Origin of the sequence: Pseudomonas sp. USHLN015, from assembly GCF_037153275.1 — a bacterium.
GTDB lineage: Bacteria > Pseudomonadota > Gammaproteobacteria > Pseudomonadales > Pseudomonadaceae > Metapseudomonas > Metapseudomonas tohonis.
Window position 1 is genome coordinate 1 of record NZ_JBBCKP010000013.1, and the last position, 16,055, is coordinate 16,055.

Here is a 16,055-nt window from a genome sequence, read left to right on the forward strand (position 1 = left end):
TGCCGAGAAGGTCAACGTCAACGGCGGCGCCATCGCCATCGGCCACCCCATCGGCGCCTCCGGCTGCCGCGTACTGGTGACCCTGCTGCACGAGATGATCAAGCGCGATGCCAAGAAGGGCCTCGCCACCCTGTGCATCGGTGGCGGCCAGGGCGTGGCGCTGGCGATCGAGCGTTAAGCCTCCAGTCGGGCCGAGGAACCCGGCCCGACGCATCACCCGGCCCAGCCTCCCGTGCTGGGCTCCGCTGCGCCCGGTGACGACCTACGGATAAAGGTTGCGCCGGGAATTGCATCACGCACCGCACCGCTCACCGAGCGGCGCAAGACGCATTCCACGCCCTGGGGCGTGGCGTCGTCGTTTCAGGCAAACAGGGGGCAAAGACCCTCGTACTGGTTCCAACCCTTATCCGGTGCCCGGCCCCGGCCGTGCCATGCCGACAAGAATAAAAGTGAGGTAGACCGATGGTCACGCAACTCGAAGAAAGCCGTTCCGCCCGTTTCGCCATGCGCTGCTCAGCCTGGGCTGAGCGCTGGTTCCCCGACTCCTGGGTATTCGCCGCGCTGGCGGTCCTGATCGTCACCGTCGCCGTGATGGCCATGGGCGCACCCGCCAGCGCCACGGCCAAGGCCTTCGGTGACGGGTTCTGGAGCCTGATCCCCTTCACCATGCAGATGGCCTTCGTGGTCATCGGCGGCTATGTGGTCGCCAGCTCCGGCCCGGCGTCGCGGCTCATCGACCTGCTGGCCCGGGTGCCGAAGAACGGGCGCTCGGCGGTGGCCTGGGTGGCGCTGATCTCCATGCTCGCCTCGCTGCTCAACTGGGGCCTGTCCCTGGTGTTCGGCGGCCTGCTGGTGCGCGCCCTGGCCCGCCGTGAAGACATCAAGATGGACTACCGCGCCGCCGGTGCCGCCGCCTACCTCGGCCTGGGCGCCGTGTGGGCACTGGGGCTGTCGTCCTCCGCCGCGCAGTTGCAGGCCAACCCGGCCAGCCTGCCGCCGTCCATCCTCGCCATCACCGGCGTGATCCCCTTCACCGAGACCATCTTCCTCTGGCAATCGGGCGTGATGCTGCTGGCGCTGATCCTGGTGTCCCTGGCCATCGCCTACATGACCGCACCCAGCGCGGCCAGCGCCCGTGATGCCAAGGCCTGCGGCGTGGACCCGAGCTTCACCGCGCCGCCGCAGCCCAAGCCGACCCGCCCGGGCGAGTGGCTGGAGCACAGCCCGCTGCTGATCATCATGCTGGTGGTGCTGGCCGGTGGCTGGCTGGCCCAGGAGTTCGCCAGCAAGCCGGCGATCACCGCCATCTCCGGGCTCAACACCTACAACCTGCTGTTCATCATGGCCGGTGCGCTGCTGCACTGGCGCCCGCGCAGCTTCCTCGACGCAGTGGCCCGCGCCGTGCCGACCACCACCGGGGTGCTGATCCAGTTCCCGCTGTACGGCTCCATCGCCGCGCTGATGACCACCGTCAACGGCAGCGACGGCCAGACCCTGGCGCACCACATCTCCACCTTCTTCGTGCAGATCGCCTCCCACGACACCTACGCGCTGCTGATGGGCGTGTACTCCGCCGTGCTGGGCTTCTTCATTCCCTCCGGTGGCGGCAAGTGGATCATCGAGGCGCCCTACGTGATGCAGGTGGCCAACGAGCTGCGCTACCACCTGGGCTGGTCGGTGCAGATCTACAACGCCGCCGAGGCGCTGCCGAACCTGATCAACCCCTTCTACATGCTGCCCCTGCTGGGCGTGCTGGGCCTGAAGGCGCGCGACCTGATCGGCTTCTCCTTCGTCCAGCTGCTGGTGCACACCCCGCTGGTGCTGGTGCTGCTGTGGGCCCTGGGCACCACCCTGGAATACGTGCCGCCGGTGATGCCGTGATGGGGAAAGGCGAGGTTAGGTAAACAGCGATGGATGTTGGGCGCAGTCAACGCTGCGCCCAATCCGATTCTGCTTCATTGAAGCTCTCGGCGTGTGTCATAAGTTCTATACGCACTATCTCATCCGCCATTTCTATGATGGAGCCTTGATGGCTGGCAAAGATCAAAGTACCACCCTGTGACCTAAGGAAACGAAGCGCTTTTTTTGCAGTGTTTTCATCTAGAGCGGAAGTTGGTTCATCGAGAATAATTATACGTTTCTGACGTAATACTGCTCTGGCAATGCCAATTCGCTGTTGCTCCCCCCCTGAAAGTGAACGGTTTTCTCCACCGACAGCTATGTCTAGGCTATTTGTGCTGACATCGTCGCTCAGGTGAAGGTCTAGTGCGTCAATTACTTCAATCAGCTCGCTGTCATCCACCACCCTGTCCGTGCCGTAAAGCAGGTTTTCACGAACCGTTCCCGAAAAGATAAATGGGGTTTGTTGGACAACGCTTATTTGGTCAATTACCGCATCGGACGAAAGGGTCTTCAGGTCCGCCCCGAAGAGGGCTATGGAACCTGTATAGGTGCGATTTAACCCGATCATACTATTGATTAATGTTGTCTTTCCGCTGCCGGAAGGGCCGCAGATTGCGTAGGTCTTTCCGAGCTGGATGTTGGTGGACAGTGGTTTGATATGCTCGGTTTGATATTTGTCTATCTTGAACAATATAGAGGATTTTTTGCACTGAGTTGTACCGCTTGGAGAGGGGGCGGTGAGCTTGAAATATTTGAGGCCGGCCTCCAGTGCAAGATGATCTCTCTTCAGGCCGACTAAGGAGCTGGCGATTACTGCGAATGGGGCTGTTAGCTGGACGACATAGGAGACCACCATCACAAAGTCGCCGACCGAGAATTGGTTATTAAGTGTAAGGTTGGCCGATGTAAGGGTGAATGCGAGGAGGGTCATACCGATCGCAATGACTTGCAAGCTTAGTAGGAGAGCCATTCGTGAGTTTGCTTTGAAGATAGCCTTTGTATAATTATGAATGACGCTTTTGATTTTTCTTGATTCTCTAGGTTGCGAGGCGTTTATAAGTATTTCGTTGGTTGCATCAATTTTTTCAGACAGGAACTCAGTAAGTTTATTTACTGCATTGAAACAGTCCAGGTGCACGTCTTCTGTTCTTTGTGATACCCATATTGCGATAAGAAATAGCAGGGTGATGGAAACTAAAAATGCGAAGGAGAAAGCTAGGCTCGTTGATTTCCACAAGATGATGAATACAAGAATTAATTCGAAGGCTAATGGTGCTAGAGTCCAGAATAGTGTTTGATTGATTTGTCCAAAACTTGTCATTGATCTGTCAAAATCTGAAAGAATCTCTCCCTTTGTTAGGATTTTATGATTTTCTGGGGTGAGCTTTAAGAAGCATTCGAATAGTGATCTATAAAAAGACGCATCGCAGCGTACCATGACATAAGAGGTTGCTATGCTTTTGAGCCATTCCATTGCATTGCTGACTGTCCAGGCTAGTGCATAGGCAGAGACAACTATATATAAAAGGCTTCTCTCGGCAGAAGAGTTGCTCAGTAAATTTGCTGACTCCCTCAAAAGTAGCGGTACGATAGAGCTGAACGCGGAAGTGAATAAAATAATAGCAAGTACTAATGAGAAGTCTCTGAAGAATGCCGGGTATTTTTGTTTAGTTATGTCGAGCGCGTTACGGTAGGAATGAGATAGTTTGGTGCTCATGGTCGGAATAATGATCTCTTGCTAGATAGAGAGGATTTCATGAAGTGATTCAGGGATTTCTTGTTTGTCGCCTATAACCAAACCGCTATCACTTTCCGTCCAGGCATGGGCAAAAAAATCATAAGTTTTTACTCCGATTTTGAGTGTGACAACCTCTCCCTTAATTGCGCAGAGAAGGAAGGTGCATATTGAATGCTGCAAGCATGATGTACTGAAAGGCAAGATTTTAGATGCCTGTTTTATGCTGGAAGATATTTGCTGAAGCTCTTTTAATTCAAGCTTGCATGTGCTGAGGCGATTTCTTTTTATCTTCCTTATAAGGTTCAGGGTTTTGTGTAGGCCAAATGTCTTTGTTGTGATGAAGGAGAGGGTTAGTGCGAGGGAGGCTTTTATGATTGAGAAAGCTGAAACTTTGGTTAAATTTGCTTTGAAGGATTGAGACCACTCGTGATTATTTAATCCAAGCTTTCTAGGAGAGCCTATATTAATGTGGGTAGTTCCTCTCTCAAGGGTTAGTATTTTACATTGTACGAGCTCTTGAAGTTCGGGTGGGTATGTGTCAAGCCTCGATTGCACAGCATGGATAACTGCTTGGGTGTCCGAGTGGCTAAGCAGCCAGTACTTGTCTCCTGGTTCGTCGAGAATTACCATTTCGTCGTTGATTACGACATGGTGCACATATTTAGAAAATTGCATTGCTTGTTAGTCGCTTTAATTTATTAAAGGAATACGATATTAATAGCTCAAGGTTTAGTATTTTCATCATTTCATAGTTGAGCCCTTCCGCTCCTTGCGCAGAAATGTTATAGGCGCTCTTGAATTTAGATAAATCAATTAATTTCTCTTTCGTGCAATAGCCATTTTCTATAATGGCTAAGAGCCTTTCTCGCTGAAGGCTAAGGGCTTTTTGAAAGGAACCGGTTACAGAGCCCTTGTTATCTCTAGTGAAAAGGCCATTCCCAAACGCTTTTGCTGCGGACTTCCTGAAGGCAATCCTGCTAAGACTTGAATTGAATGCTTCAGATATCTCAAATGCTAAGGCGCATTCAATCATTGGCGAGTGGAGAAATGGGTAGAGTATTTTTTCTTCTGGCCTAGATGGTGTTATGCAGATTTCCTCGAGCGCTTCTTGGATTATCTCCGCTCTTAGACGATTTGTGGTTTTCGTTAAATCAGGGAACTGGCGTTGCTTGCGATATTTCTTGATAAGAATGTTATTTTTGTGCGGCTCAGGACCTAAAAGAATTCGTTTTATTACTCTTGAGTAGCTGGTTGCGTTAAGGTCGCAGTATTCATTAAGTTTTTTGAAGAAATTATTGCCAATACAGTTACGCAATAACCTGGGGTCTGGATGCTCCAGGAAAGCATGATCGCCTCCATGCCCATCTAGAACTATAGGCGCACGACCTCCGAAGTGCTCAGTGGCGTGCCTATCTAAGATTTCTAGAATGCCGGAAAAAGCTAGAGCCGGAGACGGATAAGCTGGCAGGTTCATCGTTGAGGGGATTGTAAATAATCTGCTCTCATCAATTGGAACCAGAAGGTGCTCAATTTGTAGAATTCTCGCAATCCTACTCGACTCTGAAACGTCGGAGTTATAGCCTTCAGCTTCAGAGTACCACGTCGTTGCTACTATATTTCTGGGGTCGGCTATAGCTTTGCAGGCCGCTAAAATCGCCGTTGATTCTATACCCCCAGAAAATCTAACCGAAATATTTTGACCGCGAGTTTGCTTGCTTATTACTTCGGTAAGGGTTTCGGCTGGATCGCATCGAACTGCCTTTGGGATGTCTATAGATATTCTTATTGAAAGGTCGGCTCTGATTTTTCCAGACGTACCCGGTGTAATGGTATAAATATTTTCCCAGATTGAATCTCCAAGCTGTTTGGTATTGTTTAAGTATCGGAGGATGGCTGGTCTGGAAAGCCTTGATTTTTCAGTGAGTATGTTAATTATTTGATTTGAAATTACTATGCGGTTTTTTGTGATTTCTATGTGAAGTATGATGTGATTATCGATAGGGTTGGTTATCGTTATATGTTCATTGCAAATGGCGATTTTTACGGTTTTTGCTAACTTGTTTTTAGTTATCTTCCAGCTTTTGAAAGAGTTTTCGCTTTCCCTTGTTATTAGTTTGATAGCCTCAAATATCATTGATCGGTATCCATTCCGTTTTTTAAAGGAAGACCCTCATGAAGAGGGTCTTCTTGGCTGCGTTAGTTCCATTTTCCTCGATAGATCCAGAATTTCCCCTCCATAATTGCACCGCCTCCGCGCCCCTTGGTAGAGGTGCTTGCTTTGATTGTTACGAAGGAATTGGTTTTCAAAGGCCTGATTTTTTTGAACATTAGAATTCACTCCTTTAACTGCATCACTGTGATGCCACTTGATGCTCTTTTAAAAGGATATGAATTTCAACGGGTGGCGGCTTATGAAGACTGGCGAAAGGTAGTGGTGTTGCTTGCGAATTTTCTTAGGATTGTGATTGGAGATGGAAAAATACTTGGCGTGTAGACTTTTTATAACAGTAGTTTTTTGAATGGTCTTACGGGTGGGGTCCTGAATTCGTACGCAGCGGTCTGATCGTTATATTGGGAGTTTTCAGGAGGGAAGCGATAGGCGTTAAAAGGACCGCTGTTTTCGATCACGTCAGGCCCGGTTTCTTATTGCCAAAAAGCGGCGAATAAAATTTCGCGAAGGAGCGGGGATAACAGATGGATTTATTTGGCCTTGGTTAGCCGATAGGGAGCGGAATCTATGCGAACGCTTGAACTGCAAATTCAGGAGCGGGTAGGTGGCGGACTGGCTCCGCCTTCCTGGTTGCAGAGATCGTTGCCTGTGGGGTGGATGAGACCCCAGCGTTAATTTTTGAAAATGGCAAGTAGACCGGAACTATCTGCTCCGCTTGGCCAGCAGCGCGCGGGCGACGCGGGAGCCGTTTTCCTTGCCGAGCACGGCGCAGATGCGTTGGCCCGCGTCCACCAGGCGGTCCATGTCGATGCCGGTTTCGATGCCCATGCCGTTCATGAGGTAGAGCAGGTCTTCCGTGGCGACGTTGCCGGTGGCGCCCTTGGCGTAGGGGCAGCCGCCGAGGCCGGCGACGGAGCTGTCGAACACGGCGATGCCTTCCAGAAGGCCGGCGTGGACGTTGGCCACGGCCTGGCCGTAGGTGTCGTGGAAGTGCCCGGCGAGGCGCTCGCGCGGCACCCTGGCGCCCACCACTTCGAACAGCTGGCGGGTGGCGCCGGCCGTGCCGGTGCCGATGGTGTCGCCGAGGGAGACTTCATAGCAGCCCATGGCGTCCAGCTGGGCGGCGATGGCGGCCACCTGTTCGGCGGGCACCTCGCCCTCGTAGGGGCAGCCCAGCACGCAGGAGATGTAGCCGCGCACGCGGATGCCGTTGGCCCGCGCCGCGTCCATCAGCGGCACGAAGCGCTCCAGGCTCTCGGCGATGGAGCAGTTGATGTTCTTCTGCGAGAAGGCCTCGGAGGCGGCGGCGAACACCGCCACTTCCTTCACCCCGGCTTCCAGGGCGGCCTCGAAGCCCTTCATGTTCGGCGCCAGGGCGGCATAGGTGACGCCCGGGCGGTAGGTGATGCCGGCGAACACCTCGGTGCTGCCGGCCATCTGCGGCACCCACTTGGGCGAGACGAAGCTGCCCACCTCGATGTAGCCGAGGCCGGCGGCGGAGAGGTCGTCCACCAGGCGCACCTTGTCGGCCACGCTGATGGGTTGCTTCTCGTTCTGCAGGCCATCGCGGGGGCCGACTTCGACCAGGCGGACCTTCTTGGGAATCGTCATCGCGTCATCTCTCTCATTCATCGGCGGCGCCGAGCCGGGTTCCCGGCTTAATCAGAGTTCATCTCCGTAGGATGGGTAGAGCGAAGCGAAACCCATCAACCCCGCGATGGGTTTCGCGGGGCTCTACCCATCCTACAAGGGCATCGGTGGCAGGTGCCGGGCCGGGCCAGGCTGGTGGATGTAAAGAGCGACGACATCCACCCTACGGGGCTGTGCCCCCTCAGGCCTCTTCCAGCTCCACCAGCGCGGTGCCTTCGGCGACCAGTTCGCCTTCGCTGCAGTACAGCGCCTTGACGGTGCCTGCGTGGGGCGCGCGGATGCTGTGCTCCATCTTCATCGCCTCCAGCACCACCAGGGCAGTGCCGGCTTCGACGGCCTGGCCGGCGTCCACCAGGATGCGCACGATACTGCCGTTCATGGGCGCCGTCAGCCCTCCGTGATGGGCGTGCCCGGCCTGGGCCTCGGCCACCGGGTCGACCTGTTCCACGCGTTGCAGCTCGCCGTCCCATTCCAGGTAGAGGGTGTTGCCCCGGCGGATCGCCAGGCGCTGGCGGGTGATGCCGTCCTGTTCCTGCCACAGGCGTTCGCCCTCGAGGCGGATCGGGCTCGGCGCGGTGCCGCGCAGGCGCACCACCTGGCGTTCCTCGCCACAGGCCAGGTGCAGGTCCACCTCGCTGGGCAGCCCGGGGCGCCAGCCATCGTTGCGGCTCCAGGGCGAATGCGGGTCGTCCTCGCGCTGACGCAGGGGCTCGCCCTGGCGGAAGGCTTCGGCGGCAACCTGCCAGAAGGCTTCGGGCCGCGCGGCAGGGGCGGGCAGAAGTGGCTCCTGGTGGCGGGCGATGAAGCCGGTGTCCAGTTCGGCGGCGGCGAAGGCGGGGTGGGCCAGCACGCGGCGGAGGAAGGCCAGGTTGGTGGCGAAGCCGCCCACGGCGGTTTCGTCGAGCATGGCCAGCAGGCGCTGGCGGGCTTCTTCGCGGGTCTCACCCCAGGCGATCAGCTTGGCCAGCATCGGGTCGTAGAAGGGCGAGACCTCATCGCCCTCGGCGACGCCGCTGTCCACCCGGCGGCCGGGGCCGGCGGCGGGTTCGCGGTACAGCGCGAGGCGGCCGCTGGCGGGGAGGAAGTCCTGCTGCGGGTCTTCCGCGTAGAGGCGCACTTCGATGGCGTGGCCGTTCAGCGGCACCTGCTCCTGGGTGATGGGCAGCGCCTCGCCCCGGGCGACGCGGATCTGCCAGGCCACCAGGTCCAGGCCGGTGATGGCCTCGGTGACCGGGTGCTCCACCTGCAGGCGGGTGTTCATCTCCATGAAGAAGAAGTCGCCACGCTCGTCGAGGAGGAATTCCACGGTGCCGGCACCGACGTAGCCGATGGCCTGGGCGGCGCGCACGGCGGCTTCGCCCATGGCGCGGCGCAGCTCCGGCGACAGGCCGGGGGCGGGGGCTTCCTCGACCACCTTCTGGTGGCGGCGCTGGATCGAGCAATCGCGTTCGTTGAGGTACAGGCAGTGGCCGTGGCGATCGGCGAACACCTGGATCTCCACGTGGCGCGGCTTGAGGACGTACTTCTCCACCAGCATGCGCGCGTCGCCGAAGGCCGACTGCGCTTCACGCTGGGCCGAGGCCAGGGCTTCGCCCAGCTCGGCTTCGCGCTCGACCACCTTCATGCCCTTGCCGCCACCGCCGGCGGCGGCTTTCAGCAGCACCGGGTAGCCGATGCGCTCGGCGGCGGTGCGGAAGGTCTCCAGGTCCTGGGCCTCGCCGTGGTAGCCGGGCACCAGGGGCACGCCGGCTTCCTCCATCAGCGCCTTGGCGGCGGACTTGCTGCCCATGGCGTCGATGGCGCTGGCCGGCGGGCCGAGGAACACCAGGCCGGCGGCCTCGATGGCACGGGCGAAGGCGGCGTTCTCCGAGAGGAAGCCGTAGCCGGGGTGGATGGCCTGGGCACCGCTGGCCTGGGCGGCGGCGATGATGCGCTCGGCCAGCAGGTAGCTTTCCGAGGGTTTGGCGCCCCCCAGGTTCACCGCCATGTCCGCCTCGCGCACGTGGCGGGCGTGGCGATCGATTTCACTGTGCACGGCCACGGTGGTCAGGCCCAGGGCCTTGGCGGTGCGCATCACCCGGCAGGCGATTTCGCCACGGTTGGCGATCAGCAAGGTTGTAATCATTGTTCTGCTCCTTTGGCGAGCTGGGGCTAGTGCTGGCGGCGATTGCTTCCAGCTTCGGGCTTCCAGCTTCTAGCTGTTCGTCTGCCAACTCGGCTTGCGCTTTTCCAGGAAGGCCGTGAGCCCTTCCTGCCCCTCGGGGCTGACGCGAATGCGGGCGATGGCGTTCTCGGTGTAGCGGCGCAGGTTGGGGCTGAGGGCACCGCTGCCGACTTCGCGCATCAGCTCCTTGCTCACGCGCATGGCCTGGGGGCTGTTCAGCAGCAGGTTGGCGGTCCAGTCCTGCACCGCCTGTTCCAGTTCCTCCGCCGGGTAGCACTCGGCGAGCAGGCCCAGTTCGCGGGCGCGCTCGCCGCTGAAGCGTTCGGCGGTGAGGGCGTAGCGGCGCGCGGCGCGCTCGCCGATGGCCTGGACCACGAAGGGGCTGATCACCGCCGGGGCCAGGCCGATGCGCACCTCCGACAGGGAGAACTGCGCGTCGCTGGCACCGATGGCCATGTCGCAGCAGCTGATCAGGCCCAGTGCGCCGCCAAAGGCCGCGCCCTGCACCACGGCCAGGGTCGGCACCTTGAGCTGGTAGAGGTTGTACATCAGCTCGGCCAGCTCGCGGGAGTCGTCCAGGTTGGCGTTGTAGTCGAGGCGCGCGGACTCCTGCATCCAGGCGAGATCCGCGCCGGCGGAGAAGTGCCGGCCCCGGCCGCGCAGCATCAGGAAGCGCACGTTGGCGGCGCTCTTGACGGTTTCGATGGCGAGGATCAGCTCGCGGATCATGCCGGCGTTGAAGGCGTTGTTCTTCTCCGGGCGGTTGAGCCAGAGGGTGGCGACGCCGTTGTCGGCGAACTCCAGTTGCAGGGTGTCGAAGTCGGTCATGGGGTTCCCCAGCTGCACGTTTCAAGCGGCAAGCTGCAAGTGCGAGCCGCGCCTCTTGGGGCTTGCGGCTTGCAGCTTGCGGCTGGTTTTTTCACATCCTGAACACGCCGAAAGTGGTCGGCTCGATCGGCGCGTTGAGCGCGCTGGAGATCGCCATGGCGAGCACCTCGCGGGTCTGCGCCGGGTCGATCACGCCGTCGTCCCAGAGCCGCGCGCTGGAGTAGTAGGGGTGCCCCTGGCGCTCGTACTGGTCGAGGATCGGCTGTTTGAGGCGGGCCTCCTCCTCGGCGCTGAACACCTGCCCGGCGCGTTCGCTCTGCTCGCGCTTGACCTGGGCCAGCACCCCGGCGGCCTGCTCGGCGCCCATCACGCCGATGCGCGCGTTGGGCCACATCCACAGGAAGCGCGGGTCGTAGGCGCGGCCGCACATGCCGTAGTTACCGGCGCCGAAGCTGCCGCCGATGATCACGGTGAACTTGGGCACCCTGGCGCAGGCCACGGCGGTGACCAGCTTGGCGCCGTGCTTGGCGATGCCGCCGGCCTCGTACTTCTGGCCGACCATGAAGCCTGTGATGTTCTGCAAGAACAGCAGCGGGATGCCGCGCTGGCAGGCCAGTTCGATGAAGTGCGCGCCTTTCTGCGCGGCCTCGGCGAAGAGGATGCCGTTGTTGGCGAGAATGGCGATCGGGTAGCCGTTGAGGTGGGCGAAGCCGCACACCAGGGTGGTGCCGAACAGGGCCTTGAATTCATCGAACTCGGAGCCGTCCACCAGGCGTGCGATCACCTCGCGCACATCGAAGGGCTGCTTGGCGTCCGCCGGGATCACCCCGTACAGCTCCTCCGCCGCGTAGCGCGGTGGCACCGGCTGGCGGTGGTTGAGCTGGCCGAGCTTGCGCCAGTTGAGGTTGGCGATGCTGCGGCGCGCGAGCGCCAGGGCGTGGGCGTCGTCCTCGGCGTAGTGGTCGGCCACGCCCGAGGTCTTGCAGTGCACGTCGGCGCCGCCCAGGTCCTCGGCGCTCACCACCTCGCCGGTGGCGGCCTTCACCAGCGGCGGGCCGGCGAGGAAGATGGTGGCCTGGTTGCGCACCATGATGGTCTCGTCGCTCATCGCCGGCACGTAGGCGCCACCGGCGGTGCAGGAGCCCATGACCACGGCGATCTGCGGGATGCCCAGGGCGCTCATGTTGGCCTGGTTGAAGAAGATGCGGCCGAAGTGCTCGCGGTCGGGGAAGACCTCGTCCTGGCGCGGCAGGTTGGCGCCGCCGGAGTCCACCAGGTAGATGCACGGCAGGCGGTTTTCCCGGGCGATGGCCTGGGCGCGCAGGTGCTTCTTCACCGTCAGCGGGTAGTAGGAGCCGCCTTTCACCGTGGCGTCGTTGGCCACGATCATGCATTCGACGCCTTCCACGCGACCGATGCCGGCCACCACGCCGGCGGCGGGCACGTCCTCGCCATACACCTCGTGGGCGGCCAGCTGGCCGATCTCGAGGAAGGGCGAGCCGGGGTCGAGCAGGCGGTTGATGCGCTCGCGCGGCAGCAGCTTGCCCCGCGAGGTGTGGCGTTCCTGGGCCTTGGCGCCGCCGCCTTCATGGACGCGCGCCAGCAGCTCGCGTAGCGCGCCGACCTGCTCGCCCATCGCCGCGGCGTTGGCGGCGAAGTCGGGGGAGCGGGGGTTGATCTGGGTGTGCAGGATCATGGCTTCTCCATGAGCTGCAAGCCGCAAGCACCAAGCTGCAAGAGGGGCTCCCTTGCCGCTTGAAGCTTGCTGCTTGCCGCTTACTTAGTCTCGTTGAACAGCTCGCGCCCGATCAGCATGCGGCGGATCTCGCTGGTGCCGGCGCCGATCTCGTAGAGCTTGGCGTCGCGCAGCAGGCGGCCGGCGGGGAATTCGTTGATGTAGCCGTTGCCGCCGAGGATCTGGATCGCGTCCAGGGCCATTTGCGTCGCGCGCTCGGCGGTGTAGAGGATCACCCCGGCGGCGTCCTTGCGGGTGGTCTCGCTGCGGTCGCAGGCCTGGGCCACGGCATAGAGGTAGGCGCGGCTGGCGTTGAGCTGGGTGTACATGTCGGCGACCTTGCCCTGGATCAGCTGGAACTCGCCGATGCTCTGGCCGAACTGCTTGCGGTCGTGGATGTAGGGCACCACCACGTCCATGCACGCCTGCATGATCCCGGTGGGGCCGCCGGAGAGCACCACGCGCTCGTAGTCGAGCCCGCTCATCAGCACCTTCACGCCGCCATTGAGCACGCCGAGGATGTTTTCCTCCGGCACCTCGACGTCATCGAAGAACAGCTCGCAGGTGTTGGAGCCGCGCATGCCGAGCTTGTCGAACTTGTTGCTGCGGGAGAACCCCTTCCAGTCGCGCTCGACGATGAAGGCGGTGATGCCGTGGGGGCCCTTGTCCAGGTCGGTCTTGGCGTAGATCACGTAGGTGTTGGCGTCGGGCCCGTTGGTGATCCAGGTCTTGCTGCCGTTGAGCACGAAGCGGTCGCCCTTGCGGTCGGCGCGCAGCTTCATGGAGACCACGTCGGAGCCGGCGTTGGGCTCGCTCATGGCCAGGGCGCCGACGTGCTCGCCGCTGATCAGCTTGGGCAGGTACTTGTGCTTCTGCTCGGCGGTGCCGTTGCGGTTGATCTGGTTGACGCACAGGTTGGAGTGGGCGCCGTAGGAGAGGGCGACCGAGGCGGAACCGCGGCTGATCTCCTCCATGGCCACCACGTGGGCCAGGTAGCCCAGGCCCGCGCCGCCGAACTCCTCGGGCACGGTGATGCCGAGCAGGCCCATCTCGCCGAACTTCTTCCACATGTCCATGGGGAAGGCATTCTCGCTGTCCACCTGGGCCGCGCGGGGCGCCAGTTCGGCGGCGACGAAGTGCTGCACCTGCTCGCGCAGCATGTCGATGGTGTCGCCGAGGGCGAAGTTCAGGCTCGGGTAAGTCATGGTTCCACCTGTGCTTGTGATTGTCGGGAAACGGGTTGTCGGGTCAGGCGCTGGCGCCCTGTTTCTTGGTTTCGGCGAGGGCGGCCAGGCAGCGTTCCTCGGCGGTGTCCAGCTCCAGCTGCATCTGCTGGATGTCGAGCAACTGCTGTTCCAGCTGCGCGCGGCGGGCGGCGATCTTCTCCATGAAGGTCTCCAACTGCTTGCGGTTGCCGCTGCTCGGGTCGTAGAGGTCGATCAGTTCCTTGCACTCGGCGAGGGAGAAGCCGATGCGCTTGCCGCGCAGGATCAGCTTCAGCGCCACCAGGTCCTTGGGGCTGTAGATGCGCTCCTGGCCCCGGCGTTCGGGGAAGAGCATCTCCTGCTCCTCGTAGAAGCGGATGGCGCGGGTGGTCACATCCAGTTCGCGGGCGAGGTCGGAAATGCTGTAGGTCTTGGACATGGAAACGGGCTCGGCTGTGTTTACCTTTACGTTAACGTAAACCTGTGCGAACCTGCCTGTCAACGCTCGTCACGGTCGTTCCGCTGGCCCCTTCTGGCGCGAAGATTGCTCGCCATGCCCACGGACGACACGACTCTTTACGGCGCCGGAAGGCGGGTGTAGACATTCTGGGCGACCCTGCCGCCGGGCTCCCATACAGGTGCCGGGCGAGGAGGGCGCTGGAGTACGGATGACATGCGAATAACAAGAAACGACGATGTCCTGCGGCAGTCCCGGCTCGCCCGCCTGCGCCTGCAGAGCGAGGGCGACCTGCCCGGCGGCGTGCTGCGCGAAGAGATCGACGCCTCCTGGCGGCGCAGCCTCGGCCACGGGCTCGACTGCCTCGAAGGCGACGACGCGGGCATCGAGCAGATGCGCGACCTCGACCTCCTGCTGGCGGGCAATCGCCTGCTGATCGACGCCGCCACCCCCGAACTCGAATACCTGGTGCGTCAGCAGGGGCAGGGCGGCCTGGTGATACTCGGTGACGCCCAGGCCAACGTCCTGGCCATCGAAGGGCAGACCGACGCCCTGCAGCTCGCCGGCCTGCGCGACCTGCGCCCGGGCAGTTGCTGGAGCGAATCCCTGCGCGGCACCAACGCCCTGGGCACCGCCGTGGTCGAGGGCCGGCCGACCCTGATCAACAGTGGCGAGCACTACCTGGACCGCCTCAGCCGTTTCGCCTGCACCTCGGTGCCGCTGAAAGACCCCCATGGCCGCGTGGTCGGCGTCATCGACCTGACCCGCGAAGGCCACCTCGCCGAGCCCCGCGACAGCTTCGCCACGCTGCTGCTGGCGGCCGGCAATATCGAGAGCCGCCTGTTCGGCCTCAGCTACCCGCAGCAACTGGTGCTGGCCTTCCATTCACGCCCGCAGTACCTCGGTTCCGCCTGGCACGGCCTGCTGGCCCTGAGCCTGGACGGCGAGTTGCTGGCCGCCAACGACCAGGCCTGCAACCTGCTGCGGGTGGAGCGCCAGGCGCTGCTGGGGCACCGCTGCGAGGAGCTGCTCGGCGCCCGCGCCTCGGGCTTCCTCGCGCGCCTGCTGCAAGGCGGCGTGAGCAGCGTGCAGACCCCGCGCGGCGAGTTCTTCTTCCGTGCCCTGCACCTGCCCCGGCACATCGGTGTCGCCCCGGTGGCACCGGCCAGGCCGACCGCCGCGCCCGCGCCGGAGCTGGAAGCCCTGGCCGGCGGCAACGCGCGCCTGGCCCGGGCCTTGCGCATGGCCCGCCAGGGGCTGGCCGGCGAGCTGCCGGTGCTGCTGCTGGGCGAAACCGGCACCGGCAAGGAGGTGGTCGCCCGCGCCTTGCACCAGGCCAGTGCACGGGCGGGCAAGCCTTTCGTCGCGGTGAACTGCGCGGCGATCCCCGAAGGGCTGATCGAGTCCGAACTCTTCGGCTACCGCGAGGGCGCCTTCACCGGTTCGCGCAAGGGCGGCATGGTCGGCCGGGTGATGCAGGCCCAGGGCGGCACGCTGTTCCTCGACGAGATCGGCGACATGCCCCTGGCCCTGCAGGCGCGCCTGCTGCGCGTGCTGCAGGAACGCCGCGTCGCACCGCTCGGCGCGGGCGAGGAGCAGGAGCTGGACATCGCCGTGATCTGCGCCACCCACCGCGACCTGCAGCGCCTGGTGCAGGGCGGGCAGTTCCGCGAAGACCTCTACTACCGCGTCAATGGCGTGAGCCTGCGCCTGCCGTCGCTGCGTGAGCGCGATGACCTGGCCACCCTCATCGCCGAGGTGCTGGCGCGCCTCGGCGAACCCGGCATGAGCCTGGACAAGGACCTGGCCGAGCTGCTCGGCGGCTACGACTGGCCGGGCAACATCCGCCAGCTGGAGATGGTGCTGCGCTCGGCCCTGGCCATGCGCGAGCCCGGCGAACGGACGCTGGGCCTGGACCACCTCACCGACAGCCTGCTGGACGAGCTGACCAGCAGCCGTCGCCAGCCCGGCAGCATCCGCGAGAACGAGCTGGAGCTGATCCGCAGCGCCCTGGAGCGCCACCAGGGCAATGTCTCGGCCGCCGCCGACGCCCTGGGCATCAGCCGCGCGACCCTGTATCGCAAGCTGAAGCAGCTCAGGGGATGAGTTCCATGCAGGAGCATATTGTTCTTGTAGGGGCGAATTCATTCGCCAAGGGCAACGCAGTTGCCCCGTTGGCAGTCCTCCGGCCTGCTGGGCGAATGAA

General features: G+C 61.6%; 11 protein-coding genes and 1 pseudogene. 3 read left to right on the forward strand and 9 right to left on the reverse strand.

What is annotated here, in order from left to right:
• A pseudogene (locus tag WFQ67_RS24795) lies at positions 1 to 178 on the forward strand (acetyl-CoA C-acetyltransferase); the annotation flags it as partial.
• Between the two features lie 284 nt (positions 179 to 462).
• Positions 463 to 1,881: a short-chain fatty acid transporter gene (locus WFQ67_RS24800; protein ID WP_213629343.1), complete on the forward strand. Its 1,419-nt coding sequence runs from the start codon at positions 463 to 465 to the stop codon at positions 1,879 to 1,881.
• Between the two features lie 46 nt (positions 1,882 to 1,927).
• On the opposite strand, the gene WFQ67_RS24805 is transcribed toward WFQ67_RS24800, so the two are convergent.
• The 9 genes from WFQ67_RS24805 to WFQ67_RS24845 form a co-directional block, all read right to left on the reverse strand.
• Positions 1,928 to 3,619 carry an ABC transporter ATP-binding protein gene (locus tag WFQ67_RS24805; RefSeq protein WP_337058472.1) on the reverse strand — a complete coding sequence of 564 codons (1,692 nt, stop codon included), beginning with the start codon at positions 3,617 to 3,619 and terminating at the stop codon, positions 1,928 to 1,930.
• Positions 3,620 to 3,640: 21 nt separating this feature from the next.
• Positions 3,641 to 4,270 carry a lasso peptide biosynthesis B2 protein gene (locus WFQ67_RS24810; protein ID WP_158545639.1) on the reverse strand — a complete coding sequence of 210 codons (630 nt, stop codon included), beginning with the start codon at positions 4,268 to 4,270 and terminating at the stop codon, positions 3,641 to 3,643.
• Positions 4,271 to 4,301: 31 nt separating this feature from the next.
• A complete protein-coding gene (locus WFQ67_RS24815) occupies positions 4,302 to 5,774 on the reverse strand; it encodes an asparagine synthase-related protein (RefSeq protein ID WP_111264543.1) in 1,473 nt (490 codons plus the stop codon).
• 738 nt (positions 5,775 to 6,512) lie between these two features.
• Positions 6,513 to 7,421 carry a hydroxymethylglutaryl-CoA lyase gene (locus tag WFQ67_RS24820; RefSeq protein ID WP_337058562.1) on the reverse strand — a complete coding sequence of 303 codons (909 nt, stop codon included), beginning with the start codon at positions 7,419 to 7,421 and terminating at the stop codon, positions 6,513 to 6,515.
• Between the two features lie 220 nt (positions 7,422 to 7,641).
• On the reverse strand, positions 7,642 to 9,585 hold the full coding sequence (locus WFQ67_RS24825; RefSeq protein WP_337058473.1) for an acetyl/propionyl/methylcrotonyl-CoA carboxylase subunit alpha: 1,944 nt from the start codon (positions 9,583 to 9,585) through the stop codon (positions 7,642 to 7,644).
• Positions 9,586 to 9,654: 69 nt separating this feature from the next.
• Positions 9,655 to 10,452 carry a gamma-carboxygeranoyl-CoA hydratase gene (locus tag WFQ67_RS24830; protein ID WP_337058474.1) on the reverse strand — a complete coding sequence of 266 codons (798 nt, stop codon included), beginning with the start codon at positions 10,450 to 10,452 and terminating at the stop codon, positions 9,655 to 9,657.
• A gap of 91 nt (positions 10,453 to 10,543) precedes the next feature.
• Entirely contained in the window at positions 10,544 to 12,148 is a 1,605-nt protein-coding gene (locus WFQ67_RS24835) for a carboxyl transferase domain-containing protein (RefSeq protein ID WP_263153833.1), read from the reverse strand.
• A gap of 80 nt (positions 12,149 to 12,228) precedes the next feature.
• Positions 12,229 to 13,392, reverse strand: coding sequence for an isovaleryl-CoA dehydrogenase (locus tag WFQ67_RS24840; protein WP_173180051.1), 1,164 nt, complete (start codon positions 13,390 to 13,392; stop codon positions 12,229 to 12,231).
• A 43-nt stretch (positions 13,393 to 13,435) separates the two neighbouring features.
• On the reverse strand, positions 13,436 to 13,831 hold the full coding sequence (locus WFQ67_RS24845; RefSeq protein ID WP_021218137.1) for a MerR family transcriptional regulator: 396 nt from the start codon (positions 13,829 to 13,831) through the stop codon (positions 13,436 to 13,438).
• A 234-nt stretch (positions 13,832 to 14,065) separates the two neighbouring features.
• Between WFQ67_RS24845 and WFQ67_RS24850 the strand changes: the two genes are divergently transcribed.
• Positions 14,066 to 15,955 (forward strand): sigma-54-dependent Fis family transcriptional regulator, encoded by a 1,890-nt coding sequence (locus tag WFQ67_RS24850; protein WP_337058475.1) that lies wholly within the window; start codon positions 14,066 to 14,068, stop codon positions 15,953 to 15,955.
• Positions 15,956 to 16,055 lie beyond the last annotated feature (100 nt).